Source organism: Xenorhabdus sp. NBAII XenSa04, from assembly GCF_963866145.1.
Lineage (GTDB): Bacteria > Pseudomonadota > Gammaproteobacteria > Enterobacterales > Enterobacteriaceae > Xenorhabdus > Xenorhabdus indica.
The window spans coordinates 1-14138 of record NZ_CAWMEB010000066.1 but is presented as its reverse complement, the minus strand read 5'-3'; the positions used below and the strand labels follow the sequence as shown (position 1 = coordinate 14138).

The window sequence follows — 14138 nt, the reverse complement described above, 5'->3', positions numbered from 1 at the left end:
AACTATTGGAAGCATGACCGTATTTAGATATCTCCAAAGACAACAAATAAAGAAATTTAATCAACCAACACATCAAAACACACAAATAAGAAAAGTATCAAAAAAATATACTACGAATTGTTATTCAACCTAATTTATTAAAAATAATAATCAATATTTAAAAAATAACAAAAAATATAAATAAATTAATATTAGTAACTTAATTGGCAATTTTCACTTGCATATTCTATAAATTATCTATACTTAGTTCAGCTAATAAACATTAAAGGTATAAATCATGGTAACAAAAAAAGCGCTTCTAATAACGTTGGCTACGTCCTGCCTTATATATGGTTCATTAGCCAATGCAAATTCACATACTATAGGAATAGGATATGCGAAAAGTAAGATAGCCAAAGTAACAAAACTTCAGGGCGCTAATGTTTACTATCGCTATGAGTGGGATTCTCCAATCAGTATTGTTGGAACGTTCACTTATATGAGAGGAGATGATTCATTACCAAGTTTCCTGGATTATTACAGCTCACGAGCCGTGCTGGCGACTAAGTATGGAGGAATCCCTCAAGGAAAATTATTCGCGAAATACTCTGGGCCAGTAACGGAAAAACCTGATGCAAAATATTTTTCTCTGATGCTGGGACCGGCCTATCGTATAAACGATTATGTGAGCATATACGGTTTACTGGGGATTTCACATACCTCATTCAATGCAAAGCGATGGACAGATAGTTATCTTCAAAATCGCCCTTATCTAGCCAGCGTTAGAGATACCGACGGCTATCCGGGAATATCTGTCGGGGCTGGTGCTCAGGTGGGGAAACATGTGTCTATTCGGGTTCCTCAAAAGACAAATAATATTGCCTATGGTGCCGGTATTGAAGTTAATCCCGTTAAAAACATCAGCCTTTATTTCAATTATGAAGGCTCCATAACAAAATACCAAAAAATGACAACTGACCCCTTTGCATATGAGGCCTTTGCTAACGGCAGAAATGGACCATATGATACAAACTCAGCCAAAACTAAGTTAATACACGGATTTAATATTGGTATAGGATATAAGTTCTAATTAGAAAAACATGAATCTCTGTGTGAATAAAATAAACAACAGTTTTTTCATATTTTATAAATCACCTATAATTAGATCAGTTAACAATATGAAAGGTCTCTCATCATGGTAACGAAAAAAGCGCTTCTGACAATTTTAGCTTTATTCAGCTTTATGTATGGTTCATTAGCTAATGCTGATACACATACCATAGCTGCTGGGTATGCAAGAGGCAAGATAACCAAACCTGCTGATAAGATTAATCTCAATGGATTTAACATTCATTATCGTTATGAATGGGACTCCCCAGTCAGCATAATTGGTCAGTTCACTTATATGCAGGGTCGTGGTGGCAGGAGTTTTTCGTTTTATAATACGGTTGGGACTTTTATGTCTTATAGTGCGCCTAAATATTTTGAGGCAAAAAATTCATATAGAGCAAAATATTTTTCCCTAATGGCAGGCCCAGCTTACCGCATAAATGATTATCTGAGCATTTATGGTCTGCTTGGTATTTCTCATGTAACATATCATATAAATGCTCCCTTCGGAGTGAGTGATAATATTAATAATATAAATCCTAGTACTGGATTCGAGGGGACGTGGAGAGGTCTTACTCCGGTAGGTGTGGTGGAATATATTGATAACAGGCATAATAATACTAAATCTTCTCTGCGCACTAATAACATTGCCTATGGTGCTGGCATTGAAATTAACCCCGTTAAAAATATCACTCTTTACCTCGCTTATGAAGGTACATTGTCAAAATTTACTGACACAATTCCATATAGTGAGGGCACAAACAATTATATTAATGGATTTAATGTCGGTATAGGATATAGATTTTAAATAACAAATAGCAATATTTTAAATTTATTAATTTGAACAGAAGGAAGATATTACTCAAATATTACATGTCATTGAATATTGACTAGTACCTTCCTTCTTTCATTCGATGAACACTCTGCTTTACTTTTTCATGTAAATTACTTTTACAACGGAGGAAGCTCAGACAATGGCCAGCGAGCTTTAACAGTCACACCTAAAGCGTCTTTGGTAACGCTTTTCAAGCGGATCATCCCTGTTAATGCAATCATTGCTCCATTATCAGTACAGAATTCAGGGCGGGCATAAAACACTTCACCACACAATTTTTCCATCATATTTTGCATACTAATACGTAATGCCTGGTTTGCACTAACCCCTCCCGCCATAACTAATCGTTTAAAACCAGTCTGCTCTAGTGCCCGTTTGCATTTTATTGTCAGCGTATCAACAACAGCATTTTCAAATGCATGAGCAATGTCTGCTTTAGTCTGTTCATCTTGTTTAGCATCACCACCACGAATGTGCTTATGAATCGTATTGGCTGCGAAAGTTTTCAAACCGGAGAAACTAAAATCCAGTCCCGGACGATCCGTCATTGGACGGGGGAAAACAAAACGACCTGCCTTACCTTTCTGTGCCATGCGGGAAAGAGCCGGGCCTCCAGGATAATCCAGTCCCAATAATTTTGCCGTCTTATCGAAAGCTTCACCTGCGGCATCATCAATGGATTCACCCAATAATTTATATTCACCAATACCCGTCACACTGATGAGCTGAGTATGCCCACCAGAAACCAGTAATGCGACAAAAGGAAATTCAGGCCTGTTTTCTTCTAACATAGGTGCCAATAAATGGCCTTCCATATGATGAACAGGAATGGCGGGAACATCCCACGCGAAAGCCAATGAACGGCCAATAGTTGCTCCAACCATCAATGCCCCTACTAAGCCCGGACCTGCGGTATAAGCAACAGCATCAATATCTTTACTCGTTAAGCCCGCCTCCTTCAAGGCCGCCTGAATCAGCGGAACCGTTTTACGGATGTGATCACGGGATGCAAGCTCAGGCACAACTCCTCCATAATCAGCATGTAGTTTTACCTGACTGTACAATTGATTGGCTAGCAGACCGGATTTGTCATCATAAATTGCGATTCCGGTTTCATCGCAGGACGTTTCTATACCTAAGACTCGCATTGTACTTGCACTCACCACTATAATTAAAGCAAGCGCCAGTGTATCACTATCTACTTACAACCACTATTCACATCAACTCAGTTACAATCGTCTCCATTTACATGCTGACTCTTTATTCTGTTTAGTCTATAATCAGACTCCTACTTGAATATCCTGTGTGGTTAATGTTAATAACGCCAGCATTAGATTGTTCGTTTTACGTCCCAAAAAACAAACTATAATCTGTGGCGTTGTATGTTTCAATTTTCCTCGGCACTTTACAAAGCCGTGTTCATTGAAGTAAAATTCCGCACCATTTTTAAAGACGGCTGGCACTATCACGCCAGCGACAAACCCGATTTCTATTGAGGTGAGAGGCACATGCCAGTAATTAAAGTACGTGAAAACGAGCCATTTGACGTAGCTCTGCGTCGCTTCAAGCGTTCTTGCGAAAAAGCAGGCGTATTAGCAGAAGTTCGTCGTCGTGAATTCTATGAAAAACCAACGACTGAACGTAAACGTGCTAAAGCATCTGCAGTTAAGCGCCATGCTAAAAAGCTGGCTCGTGAAAACGCACGCCGCACTCGTTTGTACTAATCTTTGCGGTCTATCCGCATAGTGGTTATATTGACAAACTACTGCAGTTAAAGGCCGTGCTTTCCCAGAGAAAGCGCGGCTTATTCTCGTTCATCAACAGGCGTAAAAGGGCTTATGGCTGGACGAATTCCACGCGCATTTATCAATGACTTATTAGCCAGAACCGATATCATTGATCTTATCGATGTCAGAGTGCCTCTTAAAAAGAAAGGTAAAAACCATCAGGCGTGTTGTCCTTTTCATAATGAAAAAACCCCTTCATTTACTGTTAATGGCGATAAACAGTTCTATCATTGCTTCGGTTGTGGGGCGCATGGTAATGCCATTGATTTTTTAATGAATTATGACAGGTTAGACTTTGTCGAATCCATTGAAGAGCTAGCTGCTATGCACGGGCTGGAAGTCCCTTATGAAGCAAGTTCTGGCGGCAGCCATATTGAGCGCCACCAACGACAAAATCTTTACCAGTTGATGGATAAACTAAACAGTTTCTATCAACATTCACTGACAATACTAAACGGACAGACAGCCCGGCAATATCTGGCCAGGCGCGGACTCAGTGAAGAAATCATTCAGCGTTTTGCAATCGGCTTCGCTCCCGCGGGGTGGGATAATGCCCTGAAACGGTTTGCCCATAACGCCGAAGACCGCAAGCAATTAAACGATGCCGGAATGCTGGTCACGAATGACAACGGTCGTACTTATGACCGTTTTCGTGAACGTATTATGTTCCCTATCCGTGATCGCCGGGGCCGTGTTATTGCATTCGGTGGCAGAGTGCTGGGAGATGCACTTCCCAAATACCTCAATTCACCGGAAACAGAGATTTTCCATAAAGGCCGTCAATTATATGGCCTTTATGAAGCACAGCAAAACCACAATTCCCTTTCAAGGTTATTGGTGGTTGAAGGCTATATGGATGTTGTCGCGCTAGCTCAGTTTGGCATTGATTATGCCGTGGCTTCGCTAGGAACATCCACAACTGCCGAGCACGTTCAGTTACTTTTCCGGACAACCGATAACGTCGTCTGTTGTTACGATGGAGACCGCGCAGGTCGTGATGCTGCATGGAGAACACTGGAAACAGCACTACCCTATCTGAATGATGGCCGGCAATTACGTTTTATGTTCTTGCCTGATGGTGAAGATCCGGATTCACTGATCCGTAAAGAAGAGCGTGAATCTTTCGAACAGAGAATGGAAAAGGCACAAACTTTATCTGAATTTCTGTTCGATTCACTGCTACCACAGGTTGATTTGAGTACCCCGGAAGGCGCAACTAAGCTTAGCTCACTTGCTATGCCATTGATTAGTCAGGTTCCGGGAGAAGCGTTGCGGCTCTATCTGCTTAAAGAACTTGGGAGACTACTGGGCATACCTGATACGACACAATTGGAACGATCTCTGGCAAAACTTGTCAAAAAAGATACCAATACATATCAGGCGCTAAAACTGAAACCAACAACAATGCGTATACTTATCGCATTGCTGGTGCAAAATCCGCATTTAGCGACATTAGTTCCTTCATTACAGGGAATGTTTTCTGCTCAGATAGCGGGATTACCGTTATTTATAGAGCTCGTCGACACATGCCTTGCCCAACCAGGCTTAACAACCGGGCAGCTTTTGGAGCAATACCGCGATAATAAGTACGCAAAACAGCTTGAAAAACTCGCCGCATGGAACGATATACAAATAGAAGAAATTGCTGAAAAAACGTTTAGTGATGCGTTGAATCATCTTTTTGCATCAGCTCTGGATGAGCGTTTCAATTTTTTGATTGCTAAAGAGAGAACAGAAGGACTGACCCCGGAAGAACGTGAAGAAGTCCGGTTAATCACAGAATCTGGAGCCAAAAGATAAATGTTATTTCAATTAAAGCTGAGTTACCTGACAGATCTGATCCAACTCTATATGTGTAACATGGTTTGATAAAATTAATTTTCTGAAACTGGGTGGCTGAAAACAGCCAGATAAAACAGACTCTGAATTAAAATTTCGGATCATAGATACAGAATTTACGGCTTAAATGCCGAATGAGGTAGGGAGATAACCCTACGATTGCCGCTATTGAGGGCAGTGGCAATATAACGAAAATGCCCCTAAATGTTATTGTTGGCATAATTTGTTTCGCCGACCGACACCAACCAATACTCTGAAGTGTGGATACCGTCTTATGGAGCAAAACCCGCAGTCACAGCTAAAGCTACTTGTCACACGAGGTAAGGAGCAAGGCTATTTGACCTATGCTGAGGTCAATGACCATCTGCCGGAAGATATCGTCGATTCTGATCAGATAGAAGATATCATCCAAATGATCAATGACATGGGCATCCAGGTAATGGAAGAGGCACCTGATGCCGATGATCTCATGTTGGCAGAAAACACAAACGACACCGATGAAGATGCTGTAGAAGCAGCAGCGCAAGTGTTATCCAGTGTCGAGTCAGAAATCGGTCGTACTACCGATCCGGTTCGCATGTACATGCGTGAAATGGGTACAGTTGAGCTACTGACTCGCGAAGGTGAGATTGACATTGCAAAACGCATTGAAGATGGCATCAACCAAGTACAGTGCTCCGTTGCCGAATACCCTGAAGCGATTACCTACCTGTTAGAGCAGTATGACCTTGTTGAAGCAGGTGAAAGCCGCCTGTCTGATTTAATCACAGGATTCGTTGATCCTAATGCAGAAGAAGATCTTGCACCGACAGCGACTCATGTTGGTTCTGAACTTCCTCAGGAAGAGCTTGATGATTCTGACGATGATGATGATGACGATGACGATACTGACAGTGAAGACGATAACAGCATCGATCCAGAATTGGCTCGCCAGAAATTTCTGGAGCTGCGTGAACAACATGAAACTACCCGTCAGACAATCAAAAAATACGGTCGCAGCCATCCAAATACTGCAGCGGAAATTTTAAAACTGTCCGAAGTATTCAAGCAATTCCGTCTTGTACCAAAACAGTTTGATTACTTGGTCAATAACATGCGTTCCATGATGGATCGCGTACGTCTTCAAGAACGTCAAATCATGAAGATGTGTATTGAACAGAGCAAAATGCCAAAGAAAAACTTCATCACTCTGTTTTCTGGCAATGAAACGAATGATACATGGTTTACTGCTGCAAAAGCGATGAACAAACCATGGTCTGATAAACTGCTAGAAGTTGAAGAAGAGGTCATGCGTAGCCTGCAAAAGCTGCGCCAGATTGAAGAAGAAACTGGCTTAACTATTGATCAAGTCAAAGATATCAACCGTCGCATGTCAATCGGTGAAGCAAAAGCCCGCCGTGCGAAGAAAGAAATGGTTGAAGCGAACTTACGTCTGGTTATTTCTATTGCCAAGAAATACACCAACCGTGGTCTGCAATTCCTTGACCTGATCCAGGAAGGTAATATCGGCCTGATGAAAGCGGTTGATAAGTTTGAATACCGCCGTGGTTATAAGTTCTCAACTTATGCCACATGGTGGATCCGTCAGGCTATTACCCGTTCTATTGCGGATCAGGCCCGTACCATTCGTATTCCTGTACATATGATTGAGACGATCAACAAACTCAATCGTATTTCCCGTCAGATGCTACAGGAAATGGGACGTGAACCATCACCGGAAGAGCTGGCAGAACGTATGCTGATGCCGGAAGATAAGATCCGCAAGGTACTGAAAATTGCCAAAGAACCTATTTCCATGGAAACACCAGTTGGAGATGATGAAGATTCACATCTCGGTGATTTCATTGAAGATACCACATTGGAGCTGCCGCTGGATTCTGCCACATCAGAAAGCCTGCGTTCTGCTACCCACGATGTGTTGGCAGGCTTAACTGCACGTGAAGCGAAAGTTCTGCGTATGCGTTTTGGTATCGATATGAACACTGACCATACACTGGAAGAAGTTGGTAAACAATTTGACGTAACCCGTGAGCGTATTCGTCAGATCGAGGCTAAAGCTCTGCGCAAACTGCGTCATCCAAGCCGTTCGGAAGTACTGCGCAGCTTCCTTGATGACTAAAGGGATCTGCTGAAAAACCTGAAAAGCGTCTGTTCTGGCAGACGCTTTTTTATTATTCATGTGTAGCCTTCTTTTCACGAATAAATCCCTGACATTCAAATAATGGTTTAAAACCAATGCGACGATATAAGCCATTTCCATCACGCGAAGCCTCCAGATAACACATAGTCGCGTTATGCAGCTTAGCTTCTTTCAGTACATAATTAATCAAAGCAGAAGCATATCCCCTTCTCTTCTTTTCCTTCACTGTACCGATATCATCAAGACGGATGATATTGTCCAGCCTTGATAAAGTTAGGGCACAGATTGGCTGATCATCTACATACAGGGCGTTATGTTGCAGACATTTTCCAGCATTCAATGCCATCTGATGACATTGCTGATACTGTCCGGAAATAAAATGACCTATTTCAAATGCACTTTCTACCGGAATAGCCCAATCAACCAAACAATGATCAACACGCTGGATTTCATACCCTTCAACACCCTCATCCACGATATTCCAATTCATCAAATCGAGCTGCATAACGGTAGTTATGCTATCAGGATCAAACACAAACCCTGCCTGCTGGATAACCGCTAAGACCTGACTACCTGGTACTACGGTAACAATCAAAAACGGAACATTCGCTTTCTCATCAAGTAACTGAATCCCTGTTTTTAGCTCTTCTGCTGTTTGTTCATGTCCATCTACCACCAGCAAAAAATTTAATGCATCAGTTTCAACACCTGTTACATAAGCTCGAACCCCAGTGCTGATATGTTGATACATTCGGCTGATAGATGAGAAAAAATAATCTTCCAGTTTACGATGGGCCAAAACAGCCTCTGATAAGTTGTATATGCTCATATTTGAATTACGAAAATATTTTTACAGGAAAATATAAGAACGGTTTCAAATCAAAAAACACGAAACATAATCAACAATATTTTTATGTTCAAACAATAATCAAGATACAATAAATAACCAGAGAAATTTATCAGAAAAGCAATCAGTATCACTAAAAAATATTTTATAGTAACTATAAATAGTTTAAATACGTTAAAAAGCACTGATTTTTGTCTATAAAACACGCATATGAATTTTGAGGGCTAGACCTGGTGCCACACAGTACCGTATAATCCTCCCACTTCAACGGCCCCTTAGCTCAGTGGTTAGAGCAGGCGACTCATAATCGCTTGGTCGCTGGTTCAAGTCCAGCAGGGGCCACCAGAATTATCAAGGGGTTGCATCAAAAGTGCGACCCCTTAGTTTTTTCTAGGATACCCATAGGATACCTTCTGGCAGTAGCGTGAGCTATAACCGATTAACACCGCTACGGTAATGAGCCGTTGTCGTATTTCTCTCTGTGATACTTATCACATCACTTGAAAATACGATGTTTGCCTTTCTTCTTCCCTAATCGCCACTTGAAATGCAAAACGTCATGATTCTAAAAATGGCTAAGTTTGAATCCCAAGAACTGATAAGTAATTTATTCCAGCGGCTTATTGCGAGCGTGACGCTCAATTAATCGACCATACGAATCAAAGTAGCGACTCGGCCAGATTTCTGAGGGATGTATTTCGAGATAGTTAGCAATAATCCATTCGCCTTTCGGCCACGGGCGGCTGAGAGTATTTGCTAATGTAGATGAACTGAGACCAGATTCACGAGAAACAGCCGCTAAGGTTGTACCACGTTTACGCAATGCAGCAATAATATCGGCTTGATGCCAGTCATTTTTAGCGTTATTCATTCCTGCTACCCCTTCCATTAATTGAAAAATTGATGGTGGTGATTCAAGCAAGGTTCGCATTACCGGGTCAAGATTCCGGCGAGGCCGAAGCCTCCCCTACCTGAATCACCATTGAAAAGGTGATAGCAAGTACTGGTAGAAACTTCCTACCAGTGTTCTTGACTCAGGGATGCGAAACCCTGACCACTAGATTTTGCTAATGGCGGGGCTACTTTAACTGATTGGTTTAACTGGTTCAATAAGCGAATCAGTATAAATACTTAACTTTTTGCATTATATGCTGTCCAGATGAGATCTGATACCCTTGCTACTCTGGATTCAAGCAAATATGATAGTCAGCTCAGTGCTAGTAAAGGGTGTTGGGGAGATCCCAAACTCAGAATTATTATTCTGGCTATGGGATATATATAAAATATCATTTAGTTTTGGCTATTAATTTTAAAGAAAGTATCCCATTGTTTAGCATCATCACTATTCAAAATAACACAAATATCAGTCATGTCTTTTAGTTTTCTTGCACTGTCTTCACTATCAGAGGAAGTAATTAAATCGTAATTTCTTCCATTAATATTTTTTTTAAACTCACCAACACTATCTGGGCATATTAAATTTTTATTTCCGGCTGAAAATATTCTTACTCCATAGATGAAAAAGCTTTTCTCAATCTTGTTTGTTGTCGATGTCATCCATAAGTGCTGGGGAAACATGTTTGGCTGGTACTTGTTGCCATCAATTAGAAAATGATGGCTTTTATTATCCATGACTCCAATAGAATAAAGAGAACTATTCACTAGCATAGAGGTTATATTAGGAAATAGAATAGATGTGGTTATTATGGTTAAAATAACAGAGATTGATAATTTTTTTGCTAATGGAATTATATTTCCGTTTCTGTTTTCACTACTTGATGGAGTGTTTTTTATATCATCAAAATATACTATTGCTGGAAGAAATGATGATAGTGAAAATATAACCATGAAAACCCATGCTATTATCAATGATATTACTTTCTCTCCTGTACTATTCTTTAACAGCAAACTAACAGGAAGCGATATTGATAATGTAGCGAATACTATTATGAATGTAGCTATTAGTACTTGACCGACCTTTCTAAACTTATCCAAAATCCTATTATTTTTAAAATCCCCTTTAAATAATGAAATTGATATAAAAATTAAAAAAGATAATGTTGCTATTATGGTTATGGCTAGTAATGCAGAAGGAGGTGAGATTATTTTTTTAACACAAGGAACATGAGGAAGGAATGCTAATGTTAAGAATAAAGTTGAACACCCCCAACCTAGCAACGGCATATATATTGGTTTTTTAATTATATCAGGAAATATGGAATGGTGAAAAATAAGTATGGAGCTAGGTAGAATGAGGGTTATAACTATAGCGATCGAGAGAATTACCGAAGATATTAATAAAGGTATCAATCCTATATTAATTGAGAAAGAGTCTATTAGTAAATCTAGTCTACCAATATTATTTAAATAACTCCATACCATTATGCCGGACAAAATCGTCAAATAAGGTATTAATTTAACCATTCTCTTACTAATTTTTTGGTAAATTTCTTTCAACGCTTCTGTTGTTTGACTTGTCATAATGCATCTCGTTAAATATTGAATTATTAATAATCAAGAATCACCTTGTATACAATAAAGATACAGTTGTAAAGTATCTTATTGTCCGATTTAGTCGCACTTTTATACAGAATACTGTCAAATAAGCTAGAGACTAACCCCAAAAATGTGTGCAATATCTAACCTTTTGATCATTTGATTTCATTAATTTTTATACTCCACAGGCATTAAAAAAATCAATCCGTTATCTAAATTCCATCAAAACTATCCAATCGCTGCTGCTGTTCCTCACTTAAGCTAAACGCAAAGTCTTCATGCTCTGCTTGCCATGTACCAAAGCTCATTAGGAACGCAATAGCAGGGTCGATTTTGTTCGCTGATTTCTTCTTATTTGGTTTAATATTGGCGTTAGCATCCGTTTCCATCACGACATTAGACATTGCCCACGCCAGCACCGGATCGCCGTTGTGACGAATGATTTTACGGTTAACAAACACCTCAGCCGATTTTGCCACTGGGCTAAAACGCACATAGGTTTGTGGGAACGGCTCAACATCCAAACCAGCGCCCTGTAACTGGGTGCGTAGGTGCGTGGCGTTCCACGTATCAAAGCCGATTAGCTTGATATCAAAGTGCTGGCTGTCTTTGAGAATATCATCACGAATACGGTCATAATCAATACAATCGCCTGCTGTGGTACGTATCCAGCCCATTTGTGTCAACTGACGGTAAATTGCCCGATTCTTATTGGCAGGATTTTGTAACTGAGCTTCCGGCAAGTAATGACGGGTCAGTAATAACAGTTCGTTATCCACGGGGAAGATGTAACAGATGCTGGTGATATCCCCCGTTGAAGATAAGTCCAAGCCAGCGTAACACTCCAGTCCTTTCAGGTCGTTCTCGTCATAATCAGTCTTACAGGCTTTCCAAGCCCCCTCACCCATCCACGGTGTTGCCCCTGACACCAGATATTAAAGCGTTTGGTGAGCATTTCCGTCCATTGTGAGGGAATGCCCCGCGCTTTCTGGATAGTGTCATGCAAAGCAGCGCTATCCACGGAGATATTCAGATTGGGATTGGCCTTTATCCAGAGCGCTTCATCATCAATCTCGTTCTCGTCGTCCAACTCGTAGATCAGGGCAAACAGGGATGCGTTTTGCTCTTCACCATCCAATATCTGACAGCAATAATCATAGTGCTGTTTACAGGCTGAAATAACGTTACTGCCCGCCGTGGTAATGGCAAACAAGATACCTTCGGGACGTGCGCCCATGCCCAGTTCAAGGGCAGAGTAGACAGCGTTATCAGGGTGCAAATGATATTCATCGACAATTGCCAGACTGGGGTTTGTACCCTCAATCGTAGCGGCTTTGGCTGCCAATGGTTTTAGCAGACTGTTGCTCTTGGCATAAGTGACTTTATGCTGTTGGACAGTTACCCGTTTCTTGAGTGGTTTGGATAATAGGCACATCTGGCGGGCATCATCGAATACAATACGCGCCTGATCTCGACTCACGGCGGCGGTGTAGATATCCTGCTGACCTGACTCCATCACGAGAAACCAATTTGCCAGTATCGCGGCAACGGTAGACTTTGCATTTTTGCGCGGCACCTGAATATAAGCACTGCGATATTTTCGGCGTCCGGTTGCTTTGATCTTGAAGCCAAACAGGTTAGCAAAAGCGAACTGCTGCCACGGCTCTAATATAATCGGTTTACCGCGCAAGTGGCCTTTGACGTGCGGACAGTAACGGGAAAAGGCAATAAACCGTGCCACCACCTCCGAATCAAACACATAAAGCGGGTTATTCAGGTCGTTAAAGTAGCGTTTCACCGCCTGTTTTACCCGTTTACAAGCCGGAATTGTGCCGTTTTCGATATCAAAAGCGTACTGTTCCCATGTGTTCATAGTCGGTCTAGCTCGTCCTCTTCCTCTGTTTCCACCGGATTTTTCCGCCGTGATACCGGATCAAAACCCAGTAATGAAGACATTTTTATCATGATTTTTTCGGCATCGGCTTTGGCGCTCAGTGATGGGTTACGGCTTTCGCTGCCCTGACTATTCACGATGCTAAAGCCCCGGATATCAAGGTCTGCCACCGCTTTTCGGTAAATGGCATAGTTAACGCAGTAGAGTTCTAAATTGTTCCAATCGGCGGCGTTCAGGTCTTCCCGCTCGCTTAAGATTTTGCCTTTGGCTTTCCATTGACTGGCGGCAATCTCATTTAAATAAGTAGGCGGTTTCGGTGCTCTTGCCATAATGTTCGCTGTTCCTTGTGATTTATTTTCAAAAAAATTGCCGTGCGTAAAAATTGAAGGAGGGGGCGGTTCCGCTCAGAGGGATGTTTGTCATTTTTGATACCCCACCCCGTTATTTTATTTAGTTATTATTCTTGTGATAAATAATCGTGCCGCTTCTGCTTCCTGCTCGCGATAAGCACCTTGTTTACGCCTCGCTTTGATGAGTGGGTCTGCCTGTACCGTTTTACGGTTGTGGCAGGCATGGCATAGTGCTTGATGGTTGGATACAGGCCAGAACAGCACATCAGCTTCACCCTGTATCGGGATAATGTGATCGACAATGGTGGCAGGTGTGTAGCAGTTCTGCTTGAGGCAATGCACACATAAGGGATTCGCCTTGAGATACATCAGTCTGTACTTGCTCCATCGGTTACTGTAGCCACGTTCGGTACGTGTACCGCGCTGCCTGTTCTGTTCCCGCCGGTGTTCCTCACAGCGACCAGATTTTATCCGTTGCTTACAACTCGGATAACTACAACGTCTTAATGGTTGCCACGGCATCAGTAGATCCCCACATCACGATAGATAGACCATAGTGATTTGATGGTGAAAGGCACTTCTTTTAGCTCAACATCGGTTGCCATTTCCCGATTCTCATACAGCAAACCGATATAGAGCAGGCAACCGACTTTAATCGCCGGGGTAAAAGCCAGATCATCACCAAACCGCTTACCGATATGTTGCTGGCAGACTTCCAACGCAGCGGCGGCATAGCCCGTTAATAAGCTATCATCAAGGGTGTAATCTTCCTCCAGTCGGCAATGTTGTTTGATTTCACTCAGGGGAATTCCAATCTGGCTCATCGGAATATCCCTCCCTTGCAAAGCAGCTCTAGGCGGG

Annotated in this window: 12 protein-coding genes, 1 tRNA gene and 1 pseudogene; 6 read left to right on the top strand and 8 right to left on the bottom strand. The window is 41.7% G+C overall.

Annotated elements, in window-relative coordinates; all coding sequences use genetic code 11:
- Positions 1 to 277: 277 nt before the first annotated feature.
- Together AAC147_RS03270 and AAC147_RS03265 are read left to right on the top strand one after the other, a co-directional pair.
- On the top strand, positions 278 to 1069 hold the full coding sequence (locus AAC147_RS03270; protein WP_052189789.1) for an Ail/Lom family outer membrane beta-barrel protein: 792 nt from the start codon (positions 278 to 280) through the stop codon (positions 1067 to 1069).
- A gap of 105 nt (positions 1070 to 1174) precedes the next feature.
- Positions 1175 to 1897, top strand: a complete 723-nt coding sequence (locus AAC147_RS03265; RefSeq protein ID WP_047685614.1) for an Ail/Lom family outer membrane beta-barrel protein — start codon at positions 1175 to 1177, stop codon at positions 1895 to 1897.
- Between the two features lie 143 nt (positions 1898 to 2040).
- Here the strand turns inward: AAC147_RS03265 and tsaD are convergent, their stop codons facing one another.
- On the bottom strand, positions 2041 to 3072 hold the full coding sequence (gene tsaD / locus AAC147_RS03260) for a tRNA (adenosine(37)-N6)-threonylcarbamoyltransferase complex transferase subunit TsaD (protein ID WP_047685612.1): 1032 nt from the start codon (positions 3070 to 3072) through the stop codon (positions 2041 to 2043).
- Positions 3073 to 3432: 360 nt separating this feature from the next.
- Here tsaD and rpsU point away from each other — a divergent pair, with 360 nt between their 5' ends.
- From rpsU to rpoD, 3 genes are all read left to right on the top strand, one after another.
- The gene (rpsU, locus tag AAC147_RS03255; RefSeq protein WP_001144069.1) at positions 3433 to 3648 is read left to right on the top strand and encodes a 30S ribosomal protein S21; all 216 of its coding nucleotides are present in this window, start codon (positions 3433 to 3435) and stop codon (positions 3646 to 3648) included.
- Positions 3649 to 3762: 114 nt separating this feature from the next.
- Positions 3763 to 5511 (top strand): DNA primase, encoded by a 1749-nt coding sequence (gene dnaG / locus AAC147_RS03250; protein ID WP_047685609.1) that lies wholly within the window; start codon positions 3763 to 3765, stop codon positions 5509 to 5511.
- 313 nt (positions 5512 to 5824) lie between these two features.
- Positions 5825 to 7669, top strand: a complete 1845-nt coding sequence (gene rpoD / locus AAC147_RS03245; RefSeq protein WP_047685607.1) for an RNA polymerase sigma factor RpoD — start codon at positions 5825 to 5827, stop codon at positions 7667 to 7669.
- 52 nt (positions 7670 to 7721) lie between these two features.
- Here the strand turns inward: rpoD and AAC147_RS03240 are convergent, their stop codons facing one another.
- A complete protein-coding gene (locus tag AAC147_RS03240; protein WP_231571590.1) occupies positions 7722 to 8489 on the bottom strand; it encodes a GNAT family N-acetyltransferase in 768 nt (255 codons plus the stop codon).
- A gap of 317 nt (positions 8490 to 8806) precedes the next feature.
- On the opposite strand from AAC147_RS03240, the gene AAC147_RS03235 reads away from it, so the two are divergent.
- Positions 8807 to 8882: transfer RNA gene (locus AAC147_RS03235), tRNA-Ile, on the top strand.
- A gap of 262 nt (positions 8883 to 9144) precedes the next feature.
- Here the strand turns inward: AAC147_RS03235 and AAC147_RS03230 are convergent.
- The 6 genes and pseudogenes from AAC147_RS03230 to AAC147_RS03205 all read right to left on the bottom strand — a co-directional run bounded on the left by AAC147_RS03230 (position 9145) and on the right by AAC147_RS03205 (position 14101).
- Positions 9145 to 9408 (bottom strand): helix-turn-helix domain-containing protein, encoded by a 264-nt coding sequence (locus AAC147_RS03230; RefSeq protein WP_047685620.1) that lies wholly within the window; start codon positions 9406 to 9408, stop codon positions 9145 to 9147.
- Between the two features lie 419 nt (positions 9409 to 9827).
- Positions 9828 to 11018 carry a hypothetical protein gene (locus AAC147_RS03225; protein ID WP_231571587.1) on the bottom strand — a complete coding sequence of 397 codons (1191 nt, stop codon included), beginning with the start codon at positions 11016 to 11018 and terminating at the stop codon, positions 9828 to 9830.
- Positions 11019 to 11245: 227 nt separating this feature from the next.
- Positions 11246 to 12906 (bottom strand): annotated as a pseudogene (locus AAC147_RS03220) (terminase large subunit).
- Positions 12903 to 13256: a phage terminase small subunit P27 family gene (locus tag AAC147_RS03215; protein WP_047685603.1), complete on the bottom strand. Its 354-nt coding sequence runs from the start codon at positions 13254 to 13256 to the stop codon at positions 12903 to 12905. Before AAC147_RS03215 ends, AAC147_RS03220 begins: the two are co-directional and overlap by 4 nt.
- 117 nt (positions 13257 to 13373) lie before the next feature.
- Positions 13374 to 13799: an HNH endonuclease gene (locus AAC147_RS03210; protein ID WP_047685601.1), complete on the bottom strand. Its 426-nt coding sequence runs from the start codon at positions 13797 to 13799 to the stop codon at positions 13374 to 13376.
- On the bottom strand, positions 13799 to 14101 hold the full coding sequence (locus AAC147_RS03205; RefSeq protein WP_047685616.1) for a head-tail connector protein: 303 nt from the start codon (positions 14099 to 14101) through the stop codon (positions 13799 to 13801). Before AAC147_RS03205 ends, AAC147_RS03210 begins: the two co-directional genes overlap by 1 nt.
- Positions 14102 to 14138 lie beyond the last annotated feature (37 nt).

Excerpts from the sequence above, each read along its gene's own strand:
- rpoD (WP_047685607.1), top strand. The coding sequence starts at position 5,825 with ATGGAGCAAAACCCGCAGTCACAGCTAAAGCTACTTGTCACACGAGGT.
- AAC147_RS03205 (WP_047685616.1), bottom strand. The coding sequence starts at position 14,101 with ATGAGCCAGATTGGAATTCCCCTGAGTGAAATCAAACAACATTGCCGA.
- AAC147_RS03270 (WP_052189789.1), top strand. The coding sequence starts at position 278 with ATGGTAACAAAAAAAGCGCTTCTAATAACGTTGGCTACGTCCTGCCTT.
- rpsU (WP_001144069.1), top strand. The coding sequence starts at position 3,433 with ATGCCAGTAATTAAAGTACGTGAAAACGAGCCATTTGACGTAGCTCTG.
- AAC147_RS03215 (WP_047685603.1), bottom strand. The coding sequence starts at position 13,256 with ATGGCAAGAGCACCGAAACCGCCTACTTATTTAAATGAGATTGCCGCC.
- dnaG (WP_047685609.1), top strand. The coding sequence starts at position 3,763 with ATGGCTGGACGAATTCCACGCGCATTTATCAATGACTTATTAGCCAGA.
- AAC147_RS03230 (WP_047685620.1), bottom strand. The coding sequence starts at position 9,408 with ATGAATAACGCTAAAAATGACTGGCATCAAGCCGATATTATTGCTGCA.
- AAC147_RS03265 (WP_047685614.1), top strand. The coding sequence starts at position 1,175 with ATGGTAACGAAAAAAGCGCTTCTGACAATTTTAGCTTTATTCAGCTTT.
- tsaD (WP_047685612.1), bottom strand. The coding sequence starts at position 3,072 with ATGCGAGTCTTAGGTATAGAAACGTCCTGCGATGAAACCGGAATCGCA.
- AAC147_RS03210 (WP_047685601.1), bottom strand. The coding sequence starts at position 13,799 with ATGCCGTGGCAACCATTAAGACGTTGTAGTTATCCGAGTTGTAAGCAA.
- AAC147_RS03225 (WP_231571587.1), bottom strand. The coding sequence starts at position 11,018 with ATGACAAGTCAAACAACAGAAGCGTTGAAAGAAATTTACCAAAAAATT.